General features: G+C 70.4%; 18 protein-coding genes. 9 read left to right on the top strand and 9 right to left on the bottom strand.

All coding sequences use genetic code 11. From position 1 onward, the window contains the following. Window positions 1-50: 50 nt before the first annotated feature. From SPHPH_RS0102270 to trxB, 6 genes are all read right to left on the bottom strand, one after another. A complete protein-coding gene (locus tag SPHPH_RS0102270; RefSeq protein WP_028965230.1) occupies window positions 51-854 on the bottom strand; it encodes a shikimate 5-dehydrogenase in 804 nt (267 codons plus the stop codon). A 30-nt stretch (window positions 855-884) separates the two neighbouring features. Next, window positions 885-2,012 (bottom strand): DNA polymerase IV, encoded by a 1,128-nt coding sequence (gene dinB / locus SPHPH_RS0102265; protein WP_081668451.1) that lies wholly within the window; start codon window positions 2,010-2,012, stop codon window positions 885-887. Window positions 2,013-2,214: 202 nt separating this feature from the next. Beyond that, window positions 2,215-2,811 carry a hypothetical protein gene (locus SPHPH_RS0102260; RefSeq protein ID WP_028965228.1) on the bottom strand — a complete coding sequence of 199 codons (597 nt, stop codon included), beginning with the start codon at window positions 2,809-2,811 and terminating at the stop codon, window positions 2,215-2,217. A 17-nt stretch (window positions 2,812-2,828) separates the two neighbouring features. Beyond that, on the bottom strand, window positions 2,829-4,595 hold the full coding sequence (locus tag SPHPH_RS20340; protein WP_051272791.1) for a LysM peptidoglycan-binding domain-containing protein: 1,767 nt from the start codon (window positions 4,593-4,595) through the stop codon (window positions 2,829-2,831). A gap of 202 nt (window positions 4,596-4,797) precedes the next feature. Continuing rightward, entirely contained in the window at window positions 4,798-5,958 is a 1,161-nt protein-coding gene (locus SPHPH_RS0102250; protein ID WP_028965227.1) for an MBL fold metallo-hydrolase, read from the bottom strand. A 150-nt stretch (window positions 5,959-6,108) separates the two neighbouring features. Then, on the bottom strand, window positions 6,109-7,077 hold the full coding sequence (trxB, locus tag SPHPH_RS0102245) for a thioredoxin-disulfide reductase (RefSeq protein WP_028965226.1): 969 nt from the start codon (window positions 7,075-7,077) through the stop codon (window positions 6,109-6,111). 79 nt (window positions 7,078-7,156) lie between these two features. Here trxB and SPHPH_RS0102240 point away from each other — a divergent pair, with 79 nt between their 5' ends. Further along, window positions 7,157-8,542 (top strand): leucyl aminopeptidase family protein, encoded by a 1,386-nt coding sequence (locus SPHPH_RS0102240; protein WP_028965225.1) that lies wholly within the window; start codon window positions 7,157-7,159, stop codon window positions 8,540-8,542. Between the two features lie 265 nt (window positions 8,543-8,807). Here SPHPH_RS0102240 and tpiA read toward each other — a convergent pair whose 3' ends face one another. Beyond that, the gene (gene tpiA / locus SPHPH_RS0102235; RefSeq protein ID WP_028965224.1) at window positions 8,808-9,551 is read right to left on the bottom strand and encodes a triose-phosphate isomerase; all 744 of its coding nucleotides are present in this window, start codon (window positions 9,549-9,551) and stop codon (window positions 8,808-8,810) included. A 110-nt stretch (window positions 9,552-9,661) separates the two neighbouring features. On the opposite strand from tpiA, the gene SPHPH_RS0102230 reads away from it, so the two are divergent. Together SPHPH_RS0102230 and SPHPH_RS0102225 are read left to right on the top strand one after the other, a co-directional pair. After that, a complete protein-coding gene (locus SPHPH_RS0102230) occupies window positions 9,662-11,596 on the top strand; it encodes a peptidylprolyl isomerase (RefSeq protein WP_028965223.1) in 1,935 nt (644 codons plus the stop codon). Further along, complete coding sequence (locus tag SPHPH_RS0102225; RefSeq protein WP_028965222.1) at window positions 11,574-13,082, top strand: anthranilate synthase component I family protein; 1,509 nt, start codon at window positions 11,574-11,576, stop codon at window positions 13,080-13,082. The genes SPHPH_RS0102230 and SPHPH_RS0102225 overlap by 23 nt, the downstream gene beginning before the upstream one ends. Before the next feature lie 46 nt (window positions 13,083-13,128). Here SPHPH_RS0102225 and SPHPH_RS0102220 read toward each other — a convergent pair whose 3' ends face one another. Next, window positions 13,129-14,187, bottom strand: a complete 1,059-nt coding sequence (locus SPHPH_RS0102220; protein WP_028965221.1) for an NAD(P)H-dependent flavin oxidoreductase — start codon at window positions 14,185-14,187, stop codon at window positions 13,129-13,131. Between the two features lie 85 nt (window positions 14,188-14,272). Next, a complete protein-coding gene (locus SPHPH_RS0102215; protein WP_028965220.1) occupies window positions 14,273-14,710 on the bottom strand; it encodes a hypothetical protein in 438 nt (145 codons plus the stop codon). 158 nt (window positions 14,711-14,868) lie between these two features. Between SPHPH_RS0102215 and SPHPH_RS0102210 the strand changes: the two genes are divergently transcribed. The 6 genes from SPHPH_RS0102210 to lexA are packed head-to-tail and all read left to right on the top strand — an operon-like array spanning window position 14,869 to window position 19,598. Further along, complete coding sequence (locus SPHPH_RS0102210) at window positions 14,869-15,459, top strand: anthranilate synthase component II (RefSeq protein WP_028965219.1); 591 nt, start codon at window positions 14,869-14,871, stop codon at window positions 15,457-15,459. Next, on the top strand, window positions 15,456-16,451 hold the full coding sequence (gene trpD / locus SPHPH_RS0102205; RefSeq protein WP_028965218.1) for an anthranilate phosphoribosyltransferase: 996 nt from the start codon (window positions 15,456-15,458) through the stop codon (window positions 16,449-16,451). The genes SPHPH_RS0102210 and trpD overlap by 4 nt, the downstream gene beginning before the upstream one ends. Continuing rightward, a complete protein-coding gene (trpC, locus tag SPHPH_RS0102200) occupies window positions 16,448-17,233 on the top strand; it encodes an indole-3-glycerol phosphate synthase TrpC (RefSeq protein WP_028965217.1) in 786 nt (261 codons plus the stop codon). Before trpD ends, trpC begins: the two co-directional genes overlap by 4 nt. Before the next feature lies 1 nt (window position 17,234). Beyond that, entirely contained in the window at window positions 17,235-17,705 is a 471-nt protein-coding gene (moaC, locus tag SPHPH_RS0102195) for a cyclic pyranopterin monophosphate synthase MoaC (protein ID WP_028965216.1), read from the top strand. After that, on the top strand, window positions 17,702-18,877 hold the full coding sequence (locus tag SPHPH_RS0102190; protein ID WP_028965215.1) for a molybdopterin molybdotransferase MoeA: 1,176 nt from the start codon (window positions 17,702-17,704) through the stop codon (window positions 18,875-18,877). Before moaC ends, SPHPH_RS0102190 begins: the two co-directional genes overlap by 4 nt. Window positions 18,878-18,935: 58 nt before the next feature. Next, on the top strand, window positions 18,936-19,598 hold the full coding sequence (gene lexA / locus SPHPH_RS0102185; RefSeq protein ID WP_028965214.1) for a transcriptional repressor LexA: 663 nt from the start codon (window positions 18,936-18,938) through the stop codon (window positions 19,596-19,598). Window positions 19,599-19,782: the final 184 nt, after the last annotated feature.

Genomic DNA, 19,782 nt, shown 5'->3' with positions numbered 1-19,782 from the left:
CAGGACGCCCTGGATTGCTTCGCTACGCTCGCAATGACGAACGACTCGGGTCAGCTCAGCGCATACGCCTCCGCCGCCGCGACCTGTTCGTCAGTCGGTCGCACACCGGTGTAGAGAACGAACTGTTCCAACGCCTGCAACGTGGCGATCTGCGCGCCGGTGACGACCGTCTTGCCCGCCGCCTGCGCGGCGCGAAGCAGCGGGGTCTCGACCGGCTTGGCTACGGCGTCGATCACGATCTGCGCCGCCGCGATCTGGTCGGGGGGGAAGGCGAGTGCGTCCTGATCCGCGCCGGTCATGCCGAGCGGGGTGACGTTGACGAGCAGCGGCGCCTCGCCGTCCGCTTCCGCCTGCCAGCGGCAGCCGAGCCGCTCCGCAAGCGCGCGCCCGGCGGCCTCGTTGCGCGCGACGATCGTCCCATCCGGGAAGCCGGCGTCGACCAAGGCGGTCGCGACCGCCTTGCCCATCCCGCCGCTGCCGCGCAGCAGGAACGGCACGCGCGGCAGGTCCGCGATCAGATCGCGCACCGCGCTGTAATCGGTGTTGTAGCCGAGCAATTCGCCACCATCGTTGACGATCGTGTTGACGCTGTCGATCGCCGCCGCGCTGTCGCGCAGGCCGTCGAGCATCGGGATCACCTTTTCCTTGAACGGCATCGATACCGCACAGCCGCGAATGCCGAGCGCCCTGATGCCGGTGATCGCGCCGGCCAGATCGTCGGTCGTGAACGCCTTGTAGACGTAATCCAGCCCCAGCGCGTCGTAGAGGTGATTGTGGAAACGCGACCCGAACGTGCCGGGGCGCGCGGCGAGCGACATGCACAGGCGGGTGGCGGGGCCGATCGGCGGTTTCATCGGCGATTCCTTGTGGTTCTAAGGGGCGGTTCAAAGGGGAAGAGCGGGCTGTACGACTTCCTCGTCGCGCAGGATGCCCGACAGCGTCAACCCGAGCAGCCGTATTCCGCCTGGGGCGGGAAGCAACGGTGCGAGCAGTCCGCGCCCGAGATCGAGCAACTGGTCCTGCGTTTCGATGACCCCGGTGACCGAGCGCGCGCGCGTCAGCGTGGTGAAATCGGCGCGGCGCAGCTTCAGCGTCGCGGTGCGCCCGCGAACGTCGGCACGCTCCACGCGCGTCCAGGCGGCGGCCGCGACCGTCTCCAGCGCGGCATCGATCTCCGTCGCATCAGTCAGGTTGGCGTCGAAGGTCCGTTCCGCGCCGACCGATTTGGCCTGACGCTCTGCACGCACCGGCCGGTCGTCGACGCCGCGTGCCGCGCCGTGGAGATAATCGGCGTGGCTACCGAAATGCGCGCGCAGGAAATCGATCGGACGGTCGCGCAGATCGGCACCGGTGTGGATGCCAAGCCGCGCCATCTTCTCGGCGGTGACCGGGCCGATGCCGTGGAAACGCTTGACCGGCAGCGCGGCGACGAACGCCGCGCCCTTGGGCGGCGGGATCACGCACAGGCCGTCGGGCTTGTTCTGATCCGAGGCGAGTTTGGCGATGAACTTGTTGTAGCTGACCCCGGCGGAGGCGGTGAGCCCGGTATCGGCCTTGATCCGCGCGCGGATCTCGGCGGCGATCGCGCTGGCCGAGCCGAGCCCGCGGCGATCTTCGCTGACGTCGAGATACGCTTCGTCGAGCGACAGCGGCTCGATCGCATCGGCATAATCGGCGAAGATCGCGTGGATCTGCCGGCTGACCGCGCGATAGACGTCGAAGCGCGGCGGTACGAAGACGAGGTCGGGGCAGCGCCGCGCCGCCACCACCGACGGCATCGCCGAGCGCACCCCGAATGCGCGCGCCTCGTAGCTGGCCGCCGCGACCACCCCGCGCGCGCGATTGCCGCCGACCGCGACCGGACGCCCGCGCAATTCGGGGGCGTCGCGCTGTTCGACCGACGCATAGAAGGCGTCCATGTCGATATGGATGATCTTTCGGGAAGCGGCCACGATGATGCGCGTATCCTCGGGCCGATCGACAGTCGGAGAGCGCCAACGTTCCTTCGTCATCCCGGACTTGATCCGGGATCCCGCTTTTGCTGCGGTCGCCGAAGAAGCGGGGCCCCGGATCAAGTCCGGGGCGACGGATGGGGAGGGCTGTCGATCAGTCATTTAGCCCATTGCAATAAGAACCTTGAACGCCCGGCGAGCTTAGCAGGCCGTCACCCGCACGGCCAGCACAAAGCGGAACAAATCAGGTATGTTGCCGCGGTCAATCGATCCGTTCGGCGAGGATCATGCGATCGTCGTACCATTCGAACGCCATCGTCCGGCCGAGCGGCAGGACCAGCCCGTACCATTGACCGGACGGATCGCTCGGCACCGACCAATGGCCGTCATCGCAGCCGAGATGCCGCGCCGCCGCCGCATCGGCCTTGACGCTCCAGGCGGTGAGCGCGCGGGTCAGCACGGCGCGCGAGGCATCCGGGTGCGGCTTCGCGGCGGGACTCAGGAAAGGCCCGGTACAGACGTCGGAAATGTCGAACTGACCGGTGTCCGGACCATCCCAGCGGATCGCGCCCGGCCCGGCCCCATTGCCCGTGACGGTCAGCGTCGCGCCCGTCATGCCCATGTCGTCGACGGTCGGGTCGGACGCGGCGGGGTTGAAGGTCTTGACGATCCGCCAATGCCCGACGACCGGGCACGGGCTTTCGGGCGCATCGGGCTCGCACGCCCCGGCGGCGGTGGCAGCCGGCGTGGTCGTCGCAGTGGCAGTAGCAGGCGTGTTGCCCGTCGCACGATCCGGTTGCGCCGCGCCGGGCTCGCCACATGCCGTGAGCAGGAGCAAGGCGGCGAGAACGGGACGCATGGAGCCTCCGAAAGCGATCAGCGGTTGGCGTTGACCAGCACGTAGCTGAAGCTGTGCTGCGTGCCGAGCCCCTTCAACAACGCCGCGAAGTCGGCCGGGTTCAGCGTCTGGCAGCCCGCCGAGCCGGTCGTGCCGTTCCCGCCCTGATGGATCAGCATCGAACGCCCCGCCCCGCTGCGGTCGATCGTGTCGGCGGCGGTGAAGCGCCCGTCATGGTTGCTGTCGCGCAACGCCTGCTGTGTCTCGGTCGCGCGGAAGAAGCGGTTGCCGGCGAAATTGCCTGGTTGCAATTCGTAACGGTAACTGCCCTCGACCAGCCGGCCGAGTTCCTTGCGCCCGTCGCCGTTGACGTCGACGCCATAACCGCGCGCGGCATATTTGCCGGCGGGCTCGGTATTCCCCTGGAACGTCTGCGCGCGGTAGCTGCCGTCGGCAGCGCGCGAGAGCAGCGCGAAGCGATCGTTATAGTCGCCCTGCCCGTTGTGCGCGCCGGTCGTGCTGTCGGTGCGGATCGCGACCAGCACCTGCTTGCCCGCGGCGAGATCCGCCCGCGCCTGCGCATCGCCCGACGTCTCGACGATCTTCGCGAAATCGGCGGCGGTGCGCGCCTCGGCCGCGGTCGCGGGCGCGGCGGACGCGGTGGCAGCAGCCGGGGCGGCCTCGAACAACGCCGCGACATCGCGCCGCTCGTTCGGGTAGCGCGTCGCGGCGATCGAGCGCAGCTGCGCGGCTTCCTTCGCGGTGTATTTGCCGTTGTCGGCAAGCCCGTTCAGATAATCCGCGCGACCGGCATAGATGTTGTCGACCAGCTTGCGGTCGTAATCGGCGGAAGTGCGATCGACCTGCGCGTCGGTCTTGCTGATCGCGGCATTGAGGATGCCCTGCGCACCGCCATGCTGGACCGAAGTCGACCAGGTCGCCTCGCGCACCGCAGCGTGGCGGCTGGACAGGTCGAGCCCCGTCGTCGCCTTCACGCCGTCGACCGCCGGCTGATAGTGCGTGCGATCGATGAAGGCGTGTTGCGCGGCGCGAAAGCCCTGCGGGTCGCGCGCGGCAATCGCCTTCCAGGTGGCGTTGAAGCCCTCGCTGCCGACGCCCGTCCCGAGTTCGGCGGCATAGCTCTTGCCCTCGTTGGCGAGGAATTTCTGCAGCGTGCCGGCGTTCGAGGACAATTGGTAGACGCCGTAGGAGACGCCGCCGGGATCGCCGGACCCGGTCGACACCGTACCGGGACCACGGCCACCCCTCTCGTAGCGCTCGGCGATCGCGCCGAGTCGCGGCGCCGCGCTGGCGGGGGTGTTGACCGGCGCGTTTGCCGGGGCAGCGGGCGCAGTCTGCGGTGCAGGCGCGCTGCCACTCAGCCGCAGCGTCTGACCGACCGCGATCCGATCGGGGTTGGCAAGATGGTTGGTGCGGGTGAGCGTGGCGACGTCCAGTCCGTTCGCCTGCGCGATGCCCGACAGCGTCTCGCCGCGCCGGACGACGTGCGTCGCGGGCGTGTCGCTCGCCGGAAGGCGGATCGGCTGGCCGATCGTCAGCCGGTCGGGATCGGAAAGGCCGTTGATCCGCGCCAGCGTCTGCCAGGTCGTGCCGTGCTTCGCGGCGATGTCGGAGAGCGTGTCGCCCTCCGCCACGACATGCGCGAGCGGCGGCGCGAGCTGGTCGAGCCGCGAGGGGCTGGCCATCAGCCGGTCCAGCCCATTCCGGGTCACCGGCGGATCGAACGACGCAGTTGGGTTGGGGTTCGTGCCGACCCGCGCAGTGGCCTGATTGGCTGACAGCATCGTTGCGCCCTTTCCTCTCCGATAACGTGAGTGGAGCATAAGCGACGCGGCCGGCCGGCTCGATAATCGGATCGATTAGGTGGAGGAGTCGGCAAGGCGTTCGTCATTGCGAGCGCAGCGAAGCAATCCAGGGCGTCCTGATCCGGCACTGGATGACTTCGCTCCGCTTGCAATGACGCCAGGCAGCTAGGCTCGGTGGACCCTACCGCAGCGCGCGAACCGCTGGCGTGTCAAGACAGGCAAGCATCGCGACAGGGGTCGTGGCCGGCAGCGGCGGCGGATTGGTCGCAACCGGCACCTCGACCGTCCGCCCGATCGCAACCGCGTCGAAGCCGGTGCGGTTCAGGCATTTCATCGCCGCGGCCAGCATCCGCGGCGGCGTGTCACGCGCTTCGTAGGACAGCCGGAACGTGCCCCAGTGGATCGCCAGCGCCCGCGATGCGCGCAGCCGCTCGAACACCAGCGCGGCATGTGCGGGGCCGATGTGCGCGCCCGACACCATCTGCCCGGGGACGAAACGGAACGCGCCGATCGGCAACAGCGCGAGCCGGATCGGGCCAAGCGCCGCGGCCTCGGCCGGCCATTGCCCGTCGCCGAACCCGGTGTCGCCCGCGAAGAACAAATTGCCGCCCGCCGGCAATTGCAAGACGAAGCTCGACCACAAGGCACGGTTGCGGTCCGCGAACCAGCGGCTGCCCCAATGGTGGTTGCGGGTCACCGCGACGCGGATGCCGGGGCGGACCTGCACCGTGCCGCGCCAGTCCAGCGCGGTGGCGCGGGCACCGGTCTGCGCGATGACGCTGTCGTTGCCGAGGCTGGTGACGATCGTCGGCGTGTCGCGCTGCCAGAGCCGCCGGAGCGTCGCTTTCTCGAGATGGTCGTAATGGTTGTGGCTGACCAGCACGAGGTCGATGCGCGGCAGATCCTCGAAGCGGATGCCCGGCGCAGCGACGCGGCGCGGGCCGAAGCCGAGCGGGCCGGCGCGCTCGCCCCAGACCGGATCGGTGAGGATGTTGAGCCCCTGCGTCTGGATCAGCACGGTGGCATGGCCAACCCAGGTGACGAGCATCCGCGTTCCCTCTACCCGTGCCGGCGGGCGCGCCGGCGTGACCGCGACGGTGTCCGGCCATGCAGGGCGATCGTCGCTGCCGGTCAGTTGCCGCCAGAGGAACCCGCCGCGGCTGCCGCCCGCTGGCGGCGCCATCGTGTCGTCACCATCGGGATTGAAGAAGCGCGCGCCGTCATAATGATCCGACGCCGGACCTTCGTAATAGAGCCGGTCGAGGAAGCGCGGGACGATCGTGATCGCCAGCCCGATCGCGAGCACGAGCAACAGCAGCGCGGCGAGGACGGTCCTGACGATCTTGCTGACGACCGGCACGCGCCGTTCCTTCCGCGGGAGGTGAGGTGGCGGAATGATCGCGGCCCGGTTTCGATCCGTGACGTGTCGGCCTTCGGGTCAGGTCGACCCGACCCTCATCGCAAACGCGATCAGGTGCCTGCGCCGACCGCGTTACTCCGCCGCTTCCCTCACCGCCTCGAACTCCGCCGCCGCCAGGAACCGCTCGGCATCCAGCGCCGCCATGCACCCGGTTCCCGCCGCGGTCACCGCCTGGCGATAGACCTTGTCCATCACATCGCCGCACGCGAACACGCCCGGCACGCTGGTGCGCGTCGACCCGGTCTCGACCGCGATATAGCCGTCCTCGTCCAGCGCGAGATGCCCGCGGAACAGCTCGGTCGCCGGATGGTGCCCGATCGCCACGAACCCGCCCTCGACGTCGATCCGCGAATGCGCGCCGGTGACGGTGTCCTCCAGCTCCAGCGCCACGAGGCCCGCATTTCCGCCGCCGTCGACGAACGCGCGGACTTCCTTGTTCCACAGCACCTTGATGCCCGGATGCGCGAACAGCCGCTCCTGCAAAATCCGCTCGGCGCGCAGCGTGTCGCGGCGGTGGATCAGCGTCACGTCGTCGCTGTGGTTGGTCAGGTACAACGCCTCCTCGACCGCGGTGTTGCCGCCGCCGATCACCGCCACCTTCTTGCCGCGATAGAAGAAGCCGTCGCACGTCGCGCACGCGCTGACGCCCTTGCCCTTCATCGCATCCTCGCTGTCGAGCCCCAGCCACTTGGCCTGCGCGCCGGTCGCGATCACCAGCACCTCGCCCTCGTAGACGTCGCCGCCGTCGCCGATCAGCCGGAAGGGACGCGCAGTCAGGTCGACCTCCACGATCGTGTCCCACATCAGCCGCGTGCCGACATGCTCGGCCTGTTGCTGCATCTGCTCCATCAGCCACGGCCCCTGGATCACCTCCTTGAAGCCGGGATAATTCTCCACGTCGGTGGTGGTGGTCAGCTGGCCGCCGGGCTGGATGCCCTGCACCACGATCGGCGCCATCCCGGCGCGCGCGCCGTAGATCGCGGCGGACAGCCCGGCCGGGCCCGAGCCCAGGATCAACATGCGAGTCGAATGTGTCGTCATGCGCGCGATGTAGGATGGCGCGCCGCGCAAGGGAACCGCGCGCGTTGCGCCCCGCGCCAAGTCCTGCTTTGGTCCCGCGATGACCGACTTTAGCGCCCTGCTCCAGCCCGATCGCGGCCAGCCCGCCCGCGACATCCACGTCGTCCACCCCGACCGTTTCGCTGATTGGCTCGCGGGGCAACCGGCGCGCGTCCGCACCGCGGTCGCCGCCAACAAGGTCACCGGCCGCGCCGGCAATCGCGCGATCCTGCCCGGCGAGGCGGCGGACGACTGGGCGATGCTGCTGGTCTGCGACGAAGCGCTCGACTCGCCGTGGCGGATCGCCTCGCTCGCCGACACGCTCCCGGAAGGCACGTACCGGCTCGCCGACGGCGGCGCGACCGGCGCGGCGGGGCTCGGCTGGCTGCTCGCGCAGCACCGCTTCACCCGCTACCGCAAGGTCGAACCCGCCGCGCTGCGCGTGCTGCTCACCACCGACGTCGCCGCGATCGACGAGACCGTCCGCCTCGCCGCCGCCACCGCTCGCGTCCGCGATCTGGTCGACACCGGCGCCAGCGACCTCGGTCCGGCCGAGCTGGAGGCGGAGGCTGACGCGCTTGCCGCACAGCATGGCGCGACCGTCACCGTCACGCGCGGCGACGCGCTCGCCACCGGCTATCCGATGATTCACGCGGTCGGACAGGCGGCGAGCAAGGATCGCGCGCCACGCCTGATCGAACTCGAATGGGGCGACCCATCCGCGCCGCGCCTCGCGCTGGTCGGCAAGGGCGTCTGCTTCGATTCGGGCGGGCTCGACATCAAGCCATCGTCGGGGATGCGGCTGATGAAGAAGGACATGGGCGGCGCCGCGCACGCGCTCGCGCTCACCGCGCTGGTGATGCAAGCGCGGCTCAAGGTGCGGCTCCACCTGCTGATCCCGGCGGTAGAGAATGCCATCGCCAGCAACGCCTTCCGCCCCGGCGACGTGCTGACGACCCGCAAAGGGCTCACGGTCGAGAACACCAACACCGATGCCGAGGGCCGGCTGATCCTCGGCGACGCGCTGACCAAAGCGGTCGAGGGCGCGCCCGACCTGTTGATCGACTTCGCGACGCTGACCGGCGCGGCGCGCGTCGCGCTCGGGCCGGACCTGCCCGCGACGTTCGTGCAGGACGAGACGCTCGCGACCGAACTGCTCGCGGCGGGGACGTCGGTCCACGATCCTTTGTGGCGACTGCCGTTGTGGGACGGCTACGACGACATGCTCAAGTCGGACGTGGCCGACATGGTCAACGCGCCCGATGGCGGCTTCGCGGGCTCGATCACCGCCGCGCTGTTCCTCCGCCGTTTCGTGCCCGCGAGCGTGCCATGGGCGCACCTCGACACTTTCGCGTGGCGTCCGTCGCCGCGGCCGGGTCGCCCGAAAGGCGGCGAAGCGTATGGCCTGCGCGCGACATGGGCGCTGCTGAAGAAAAGGTTCGGCTGACCGACCACGTCATCCCGGACGTGATCCGGGATCCCGCTTCTTCCTGCCCGACCGCCAAGAAGAAGCGGGGCCCCGGATCAAGTCCGGGGCGACGAAGACGAAGACGAGGCAAGCCCCGCCCCCTGCGCCGTCGCCCCTGCGCAGGCAGGGGCCCATGTCTGCATCGTGCCGCGCAAGGTCTGACACACGGCCCACCACCCCTGTGTCAAACCGCCCAAAATACGAAACAGCCATAGGCCCCTGCCTCCGCAGGGGCGACGGTGCCTTATCCGACCGCCGCCTCGATAATCGGCACGAACTTCGCCGCGGTCAGGCTCGCCCCCCCCACCAGCGCGCCATCGACATCCGGCACCGCCATGATCGCGCGCGCATTGTCGCCGGTCACCGACCCGCCGTACAAAATCCGCACGCCATCCGCCGCAGCGCCGATCAGCTGCCGCATCTTCGCGCGCGCGATCGCGTGGATCGCCGCGATCTCTTCCAGCGTCGGCGTCCGCCCGCTCCCGATCGCCCAGCGCGGTTCGTAGGCCAGCGTCAGCCAGTCGCCATGCGCCTTCTCGGGCAAGGATTTCTCGATCTGCGCCTGCACTACGCGCTCCGCCCGCCCCGCATCACGCTCCGCCCCCGTCTCGCCGCAGCACAGGATCACCGACAGCCCGTGGCGATGCGCCGTCGCCGCCTTCGCCCACGCATCCTGACTCGTCTCGTTCTGATACTCGCGGCGCTCCGAATGGCCGACGATCGTGAACCGCGCCCCCGCCTCGCGCACCATTGCCGCCGAGACGCAGCCGGTAAAGGCGCCGCTCTCCGCCTCGTGGACGTCCTCGGCCCCGATCGCGAGCCCCGGCACCCGCTGCGCGGCCGGCGCGATCAGCGTCGCGGGCACCGCCACCGCCACATCGACCTCGGGCAAGCGCGCCGCCGCCGCCGCCACCGCATCCAGCTCCGCCAGCAACGCCAGATCGCCGTTCATCTTCCAGTTGCCCGCCACCAGCTTGCGCCGCACGATCGTGTCTCCCCGTTGAGTTGTTAAACCTGTTATACGACCGCGCGGCTTGATGCCAGCCGGACGTGTGCCTAAAGCGGCGAGCTTCACTCCTGTCCCGGTCTGCCTCTTCCATGCTCAGCTTCCTCCGCGGCATCATCCATTCGAAGGTTGGCATGATCGTCACCTTCGGCATCCTGATCGTGATCGCGCTGGCGTTCGCGGCCGGCGACGTCACCGGTCTGGCCAGCGGCGGCGGCATCCTCGGCCACCCGCTGGCGGCGGTCGACGGCGAGAAGGTCACCGCGGACGACATCCGCCGCCGCGCGCAGGACGAAATCCGCACCGCACGCCAGCAACAGCCCGATCTCGACATGGCGACCTTCGTCCGCGCCGGCGGGGTCGAGAGCCTGATCACCCGCTCGCTGACCGGGCTGGCGCTGGAGACGTTCGGCGAGGAACAGGGCATGCGCGTCAGCCGCGCTTTGGTCGGCAGCGAGCTTAAGGCGATCCCCGCCTTCGCGGGCGCGACCGGCCAGTTCGACCAGCAGGCGTATCTCCGCCTGATCGCGCAGCGCGGGATGACCGATGCGCAGGTCCAGCGCGAGATCGCGCGCGAGACGATGGCGCAATTCCTGATCGTGCCAACGGTCGGCGCCAGCCAGGTGCCGCAGCGCCTCGCCCTGCAATACGCCTCGTTGCTGCTCGAACGCCGCGCCGGTCAGGCGGCGCTGATTCCCGCCAGCGTGTCCGGCCCCGCGCCGACCGACGCCGAGGTGCAGGATTGGTACAAGCGCAACGTCGCGCGCTACACCACGCCCGAGCGCCGCGTGATCCGCTACGCGCTCGTCACCCCGCAGCAGGTCGCCGCGCAGGCGGTGCCCAGCGACGCCGAAATCCAGAAGGCCTATGACGCCGACAAGGCGAAATACGCGCCCAAGCCGCTCCGCGACGTGACGCTGGCGACCGTCCTCGATCAGAAGACGGCACAGGCGCTCGCCGACAAGGTCAAGGCCGGCACGCCGCTCGCCTCGGCCGCGCGCGCCGCCGGGTTGGAGGCACGCACGATCACCGCGGTCGAGCAATCCGCACTCGCGACCCAGACCTCGCCGGCGGTCGCCGCCGCGCTGTTCGGGGCGGCGCAGGGCAATGTCGTCGGCCCGGTGCGCGGTTCGATCGGCTTCGTCGTCGCACGCGTCGAGAAGGTTTCGCAGGACCCCGGCAAGACGCTGGCGCAGGCACGCCCGGAGATCGTCGCCGCACTCACCAAGCAGAAAGCGAACGACACGATCGGCAAAATTCGCGACGCGGTCGAGGATGCGCTCGCCGACAACGCCAACATCGCCGAAGTCGCGCGCGACCAGAAGCTCAACGTCCAGACCACCCCGGCGGTGCTGTCGAGCGGCATCAACCCCGATCAGCCGGAGGCGCAGCCCGACGCGACGCTCGCCCCGGTGATCGCCGCGGGCTTCGCGGCCGAGGACGGCGACACGCCGACCACGGTCGGCATCGGGCAGGATGGCGGCTTCGCGATCGCCGCGCTTGACCGCATCGTCCCCGCCACCCCGATCCCGCTCGCACAGGCGCGCGCGAAGGTCGTCGCCGATCTCACCGCCGACCGCGCGCGCCGCGCCGCGCAGGCCGCCGCCAACGCGATCGTCGCAAAGGTCAACGCCGGCACCCCGCTCGCCGCCGCGGTCGCGCAGGCCGGCGTCAAGGCGCCGGTCGAGCGCGTCGAGGCGACCCGCGCGCAGATCACCGCCAATCAGGGGCAGGTGAATCCGGTGCTCGCAATGATGTTCGGGTTGAAGCAGGGCGCGGCACGCGCGATCCAGGCTCCCGACGGGCGCGGTTGGCTGGTGCTGCGTGTCGAGCAGATCGTGCCCGGCGACGCAAGCAAGCAGCCTGCGGCAATCCAGGCGACCCGCGCCGATCTCGGTCGCGCGATCGGCGGCGAATATGCGCAGCAATTCGCCAATGCCGTCGCCGCCGCGCAGGGCGCCAAGCGCTATCCCGACGCGATCGCCCAGCTGAAGAAGGACCTCGTTGGTGGCGACGCCGGCCAGTAATGCCGCGGCGGCGCTCGCCGGCGGTCGCCCCGCGCTCGTCTGGCGGCGGCGGATCGCCGACACCGAGACACCGGTCGCCGCTGCGCTCAAGCTGATCGAGCCCGGGCGCGGCGACTTCCTGCTCGAGTCGGTCGAGGGCGGCGCGGTGCGCGGTCGCCACTCGATGATCGGCCTCGCCCCCGATCTCGTGCTCCGCGCGCAGGGCGACCGCGCCGAGATCAATCCGCGCTGGCTGGAGGATCGCGACGCGTTCGCGCCCTGCGCCGCGCCGACGCTGACCGCGCTGCGTGACCTCGTCGCCTCGATCCGCATGGACCTGCCGCCCGAACTGCCGCGCGCACTGGCGTGCCTCGTCGGCTATTTCGGTTACGAGACGATCGGGCTGGTCGAAAAGCTACCGCAGCCCGAACAGGATGCGCTCGGCCTGCCCGACCTGATGTTCGTGCGCCCGACCGTCATCCTGATGTTCGACCGGCTCGCCGACGAGCTGTTCCTCGTCGCGCCGGTCTGGCCCGATGCCGCGCAGGTGCCGGGCGACCAGATCGCCGCCGCCGAGGAACGCCTCGATGCGGTCGAGGCCCGCCTCGCCGCCAGCGCACTGCCGCCGCGCGCCCGCGCCGAGCAGACCGACATCGCGCTCGCCCCCACGCTCGCCCCCGGCCGCTACGCCGAGATGGTCGCGCGCGCGCAGGACTATATCGCCGCCGGCGACATCTTTCAGGTCGTGCTCGCGCAGCGCTTCACCGCGCCTTTCCCGCTTCCGGCGTTCGAGCTGTACCGCGCGCTGCGCCGCATCAACCCGTCGCCGTTCCTCTACCATCTCGACCTGCCCGGCTTCGCGCTCACCGGGTCCAGCCCCGAGATCCTCGTCCGCGCGCGCGACGGCGAGGTCACGATCCGCCCGATCGCCGGCACCCGCCCGCGCGGGAAGACCGCGCTGGAGGACGCCGCCAACCGCGACAGCCTGCTCGCCGATCCCAAGGAACGCGCCGAGCATCTGATGCTGCTCGACCTCGGCCGCAACGACGTCGGCCGCGTCGCGTCGCCGGGCACGGTGCAGGTGACCGACAGCTACGGCATCGAATTCTACAGCCACGTCATGCACATCGTCTCGAACGTCGTCGGCCGGCTCGCCCCCGAGCATGACGCGATCGATGCGCTGTTCGCGGGCTTCCCGGCCGGCACGGTCAGCGGCGCACCCAAGGTTCGCGCCTGCCAGATCATCGCCGAGCTGGAACCCGAAAAGCGCGGCGCCTACGCCGGCGGCGTCGGCTATTTCTCGCCGGACGGCTCGATGGATTCGTGCATCGTGCTGCGCACCGCGGTGGTCAAGGACGGGACGATCCACGTCCAGTCCGGCGCGGGCATCGTCGCCGACAGCGACCCGGCCTACGAACAGCGCGAATGCGAGGCCAAGGCCGGCGCCCTCCTCGCCGCCGCGCGCGAGGCGGTGCGGCACGCGTCAACGCCCGACTTCGGGCAGTAAGCCTCGTACGTCGTCCCGAGCGCGACCCGGGACCCCGCTTCTTCCTTCACCGCCGACACGCCGCGAGTTCCTCGCTCAGCAACCGCACAAGCTCAATGGCGGGAAGCACCCGCGCCAGCGGCGCGCCCTGCCCCGCCCAATGCGCGCCATAACCATGCTCGCCCTTCGCCACCGCCGCGGCGTGGAGCGCCTTCCCCGCGTCATAGGCGATCGGATAATCGGGCGGACGCCACCCCGCGACCTGCTCACCCAAAGCGGTGAAGCGGTTGGCCAGCGCCCGCGCCGGTCGCCCCGAGATCAGCGAGGTGAGCACGGTATGATAACCGCCCTCTCCCGCCAAAGCCGCCCGATATTCGTCGCTCGCCGCGGACTCGGGGCAGGCGATGAACGCCGTCCCGAGCTGCGCCGCGACCGCGCCCAGATCGAGCGCGGCGGCGATCCCCGCACCATCCATGATCCCGCCCGCCGCGACCACCGGCAGCGATGTCGCGCGTACCAGGAGCCGCGTTAGTGCGATCGTGCCCAGCGCATCGTCGGGGGCAGCGGGATCGAAGACGCCCCGATGCCCGCCTGCCTCGATGCCCTGCGCCACGACCGCGTCGACTCCGGCCGCCGCGATCAGCCGGGCCTCGTCAAGACTGGTGGCGGTCGCCATCGTGACGATGCCGCGCGCCCGCAACGCGCCGATCACCTCGGCATCGGGCAGTCCGAAGTGAAAGCTGACCACCGGCGGCGCGACCTCCAGCAGCATCGCCAGCATGTCGGGATCGTCGGCGAAGCTCGTGTAGATCTCGCGCAACCTTTGCGGCGGCACCGCATCATAAGCCGCAAACACCGGCGCCAGCCATGCCAGCCACGCCGCCTCGCGCACCGGATCGGGCGTGGCCGGGCGATGAACGAACAGATTGACGTTGAACGCACGCCCGGTGCGCTCCCGCACTTCTGCGATCATCGCCCGCGCGGCGGCGGAATCGCCGGCACCGACGCCGATCGACCCGAGCCCACCCGCCTCCGACACGCTCGCCGCGAGCGCTGGGGTCGAAACACCGGCCATCGGCGCCTGGATCAGCGGCAGACGGAGGTTCAGCCGATCAACAAACGACATGCCAACCCACCTGACGGAGCGACAACACCACCTCCGTCATCCCGTACCTGACCCGGGCCCCCGCGCCTTCCTACCGGATCGCTGTTCACCGCCCGCCGGGGATCATCGAATCGTTCTTCTCCGCCGCGCGGCGCTCCGCCGCCCACGCGCGGTTCATCATCAGCGCGCACCCGGTCTGCCCGCCGGATCCGACCGGCGAGCACGTATCCGGCAATCCGCCCGCCACGCGACTCACCTGATCGGCCGTCGCGACGCGATTGGTCCACGCCTGGTTCTTTGCCGCCGGCTCCGCACTGTCACGCAACTGCTTGGGAATGCGATATTGCTCGTCGGGGTTCAGCCGGCTGCACACCACCACCTCGTCGCCCTGCGCGACGGGGCACTTCTCTTCACCCTCCAGCGTCACGCTGCGCACGCGCTGCGGCGCGCGCCCGGTGTCGCCCGCGGACTGGACCTGCGCCACGGCCCCGGTCGGCAGCACCAGCATCGCGGCACTCAACAGGGCGATCATCGGACGGCGCATCGTCTTTCTCCTTGGTCCCGCGAACGCGCGGGGCGACGCTTTTCTCCGCGCCGCGCTTTGCGCTGCCATGACGAATCTTTGCGCCGGTGCAACATTCCTGTTGCGCACGGGCGCGCTCGGCGGTTGCGGTCGGCGGCGCATCGGCTATGGCGGGTCGTATGATCCTGGTGGTCGACAATTACGACAGCTTTACCTGGAACCTGGTCCATTACGTCATGGAACTGGGCGCCGAGGTTCGCGTGGTCCGCAACGACGCGCTCACCGCCGCCGAGGCGTTGGCGAGCGGGGCGCAGGCGATCCTGATCTCGCCCGGCCCGTGCACGCCCAACGAGGCGGGGGTCAGCCTCGACCTCGTCGCCGCCTGCGCGGAGGCACGTCGGCCCTTGTTCGGCGTCTGCCTCGGCCATCAGTCGATCGGCCAGCATTTCGGCGGCAAGGTCGTGCGCGGCGGATTGATGCACGGCAAGACCTGTCCGGTCGAGCATGACGGCACCGGCGTGTTCGCAGGGCTCCCGTCGCCGTTCACTGCGACGCGTTACCACTCGCTGATCGTCACCGACGTGCCCGACAGCCTGATCGTCAACGCGACGGCCGGCGACGCGTCGGTGATGGGGCTGCGTCACCGCGAGCTGCCGATCCACGGCGTGCAATTCCATCCGGAAAGCATCGCGACCGAGCACGGCCACGATCTGATCGCCAATTTCCTGCGACTCGCCGGCGTCAATCACGCGGGGCGGATCGCCGCGTGACGAGCGTCGCGTTGCTGCCCGATCCGTCGTCGCCGCTGGCGCGCGAGTCGGCGGCGCGGGCGTTCGCCGACATCCTTGACGCAAAGACCAGCGAGGAAGCGGTCGCCGACTTCCTGATCCGCCTCGCCGAACGCGGCGAGACCAGCATCGAGATCGCCGAGGCCGCCCGCGCCCTGCGCCAGCGGCTGATCCCGATCGCCGCCCCCGCCGACGCGATCGACGTCTGCGGCACCGGCGGCGACGGGCAGCACACGCTCAACGTCTCGACCGCGGTCAGCCTCGTCGTCGCCGCCTGTGGCGTGCCGGTCGCCAAGCACGGCAACCGCGCCGCCTCGTCCAAGGCCGGCGCCGCCGACACGCTCGAAATGCTCGGGCTCGACATGGAGCGCGCCGGGGCGCAGGCCGAGGCGACGCTGCGCGACCTCGGCATCTGCTTCCTGTTCGCCGCCAACCATCATCCCGCGATGCGCCGCATCACCCCGATCCGGCGCAAGATCGGGCGGCGGACGATCTTCAACCTGATGGGCCCGCTCGCCAATCCCGCGCATGTCACCCGCCAGCTGATCGGCATCGCGCGCCCCGATTACGCCCCCATCTATGCCGAGGCGCTCGCGCAGCTCGGAAGCGACGCCGCCGCGGTGGTCGCGGGCGAGGAAGGGCTCGACGAAATCTCGGGCGCCGGCCCGACCCGCGTCGTCACGGTCGGCAACGTCCCGCTCCCCGCGCGGATCGTCCCCGAGGACGCCGGCGTCCTGCGCCACCCGACGATCGCGATCCGTGGCGGCGATCCGGCCTATAACGCCGCCGCGCTCCGCCGCCTGCTGACCGGCGAGCATGGCGCATACCGCGACGCCGTGCTGCTCAACGCCGCCGCGGCGCTGGTGCTCGCGGGACGCCAGACCGACCTGCGCGCCGCCGCGGCGCAGGCGGCGGAGGCGATCGACGCCGGCCACGCCAACACGCTCCTCGATCGCTGGATCGCCTGGTCATGACCATCCTCGCCGACATTTGCGCGACCAAGCGCACCGAAGTCGCCGCCCGCAAGGCGACCACCTCGCTCGCCGACCTCATCGCGCGCGCCGCCGCGCAGAGCGCCCCACGCGGCTTCCGCGCCGCGCTCGACGCAACCGTCGCCGCCGGCCGCCACGCGCTTATCGCCGAGATCAAGAAGGCGAGCCCATCCAAGGGCCTGATCCGCGCCGACTTCGACCCGCCCGCCCATGCCCGCGCCTATGCCGAAGGCGGTGCGACCTGCCTGTCGGTGCTCACCGACGCGCCCTATTTCCAGGGGCATGAGGAGTATCTGGTCGCGGCCCGCACCGCCTGCGACCTGCCCGTGCTCCGCAAGGATTTCACCGTCGATCCGTGGCAGGTTGTGGAGGCGCGCAGCATCGGCGCCGACGCGATCCTGCTGATCGCCGCAGCGATCGACGACGCCTGCATGGCGGAATGCGAGGCCGCCGCGATCGAGCAGGGGCTCGACGTGCTGGTCGAGGTGCATGACGCCGACGAGATGGAGCGCGCCGCTCGCCTGAAGACCCGCCTGATCGGCGTCAACAACCGCGATCTGCGCACCTTCACGGTCGACTTCCGTCGTACCTATGATCTCATCGCGCACGCGCCGGCGGGCTGCACCTTCGTCGCCGAAAGCGGCCTCACCAGCCGCGCCGATCTCGACGAACTGGCGGCTCATGACGTCCACTGCTTCCTGATCGGCGAGGCGCTGATGCGCCACGACGACGTCGCCGCGGCAACGCGCGCGATGGTCGGCTAGGGTGACGGCGCTCACCCACCTCGACGCCGACGGTGCCGCGCACATGGTCGATGTCGGCGACAAGGCGATCACCCGCCGCGAGGCGGTCGCGACCGGCACGATCACGATGTCCGCTGCGGCGCTGACCGCGATCCGCGACGGCGCGGTGAAGAAGGGCGACGTCCTCGCGGTCGCCCGCGTCGCGGGAATCATGGCCGCAAAGCGCACCAGCGACCTCATTCCCTTGTGCCACCCGCTCCCGATCACGCGTGTGTCGCTCGATCTTGAACCGGTAGAAGACGGCATCACCGCCACCGCCGCCGTCGCGACCGACGGCAAGACCGGCGTCGAGATGGAGGCCCTGACCGCGGTCTCCACGGCCCTGCTGACCGTCTACGACATGGCAAAGGCGATCGATAAGACGATGACGATCAAGGACATCCGCCTGCTCGAGAAGCGCGGCGGCCGCTCCGGCGACTGGCGCGCGCCGTGACGCTGCTCCCGGTCGCCGAGGCGCAGGCGCGCGTCCTCGCGCTCGGCCGCCCGGTCGACACGGTAGAGGTACCGCTCGATGAGGCACTTGGCCGCTGGGCCACCGCCCCCGTCATCGCGCGCCGCACCCAGCCGTCCGCGGACCTGTCGGCGATGGACGGCTATGCGCTGCGCTTCGCCGACCTGCCCGGCCCCTTCCGCGTGATCGGCGAAAGCGCTGCCGGCGCGCCCTTCTCGGGCACGGTCGGCGCGGGCGAGGCGGTCCGGATCTTCACGGGTGCCGCGATTCCGACCGGCGCGGACACCGTGCTCGTGCAGGAAGAGGCCGCGCGTGACGGCGACACGCTGACGCTCGACGGCGAAGGCCCGGCGCACGTCGGTCGCAACGTCCGCCGCCGCGGGCTCGACTTCGCCGAGCGCGACGTGCTCGTCGAGCAAGGTCAGCGGCTTACCCCCGCACGGCTCGCGGTCGCCGCAACCGGCGGCGTCGCGCAAATCCCGGTCGCGCGCCCGGTCCGCGTCGCGCTCGCCGCCACGGGGGACGAACTGGTCGAGCCCGGCACCCCCGGCGACGCTCTCCCCGAATCCAACCGCCTGCTGCTCCGGGCGTTGCTCGCGGGCAGCGGTGTCGAGATCGTCGACCTCGGCATCCTCCCCGACCGGCTCGACCGCCTGACCGAGGCCTTCGCCACCGTCGACGCCGATGTCCTCGTCACCACCGGCGGCGCATCGGTCGGCGACCACGATCTCGTCCGCCCCGCGCTGCTCGCCGCCGGCACGACGCTCGATTTCTGGCGGATCGCGCTCCGCCCCGGCAAGCCGATGCTCGCCGGGCGGCGCGGCGACATGGCCGTGGTCGGGCTGCCCGGCAACCCGGTGTCCGCGTTCGTCACCGCGCTTTTGTTCGTCCGCCCGCTCGTCGCGCATCTCGCCGGCGCCACGGACCCGTTCCCGCCCGTTTCCCGCGCGTTGCTGGGCGAGGACCTGCCCGCCAACAACGAGCGCACCGACTATCTGCGGGCCGAATTGCGCGACGGTCGCGCCTTCGCCTCGACCATTCAGGACAGCTCGATGCTGCGCACGCTGGCGCGCTCGACGTGCCTGATCGTGCGCGATCCGCATGCCCCGCCGGCCCGCGCGGGCGACTCGGCGGAAATCCTGATGATCGCTTGACGGACAGCGCTATGTTCCATAAAGGTTCGCACTCCGTTCACTAGGAAGGCGCCGGGACATGCTGACGCGCAAGCAGCACGAGCTGATCTGCTTCATCGAGGACCGCCTCGCCGACACGGGCGTCTCGCCCTCGTTCGAGGAGATGAAGGACGCGCTGGAGCTGAAGAGCAAGTCGGGGGTCCACCGCCTCATCAGCGCGCTGGAAGAACGTGGCTATCTCCGCCGCCTCCCCAATCGTGCCCGCGCGCTGGAGGTCATCAAGGCGCCCGAACGCGGCCCCGAGGCGAAGCGCCCCGCGCCGCCCTCGGTCAAGCGTACGATGCCCGAACCCGCCAACGACGTGGTCGAGATCCCGCTGCACGGCCGGATCGCCGCCGGTGTGCCGATCGAGGCGTTCGAAGGCTCGACGATGCTCCCGGTCCCCGCCGCGCTGCTCGGCGCTGGCGAGCATTTTGCGCTGGAAGTGGCGGGCGATTCGATGGTCGAAGCCGGCATCTTCGACGGCGATTATGCGCTGATCCGCCGTCAGGAAGTGGCGCGCGACGGCGAGATCGTCGTGGCGCTGATCGAGGACAGCGAGGCGACACTCAAATATTTCCGCCACGAAGGCGCGATGATCCGCCTCGACCCCGCCAACCGCGCCTACGACCCGCAGCGCTATGCCCCCGGGCAGGTCCGCGTGCAGGGCAAGCTCGCGGGACTGCTCCGCCGCTACTCGTAAGGCGCGGGACACCAATCCCAGACCGTCGCCCCGGACCTGATCCGGGGCCCCGCTTCTTCCCGACGATCAAGCCAAAGCGAACCGCGTAGGCACAACCTTCGCAAACATCCGCGCCTCCGCAAGCCCGCACCGCCGCGCTCTCCTACCGCCCCGGCAAACGCCGGGGCCCAGTTGAGCGAAGCTT

The organism is Sphingomonas phyllosphaerae FA2 (assembly GCF_000427645.1).
Lineage (GTDB): Bacteria > Pseudomonadota > Alphaproteobacteria > Sphingomonadales > Sphingomonadaceae > Sphingomonas > Sphingomonas phyllosphaerae.
Note: the sequence above shows the minus strand (reverse complement) of the source record. Positions and strands in the feature narration are given on the sequence as shown.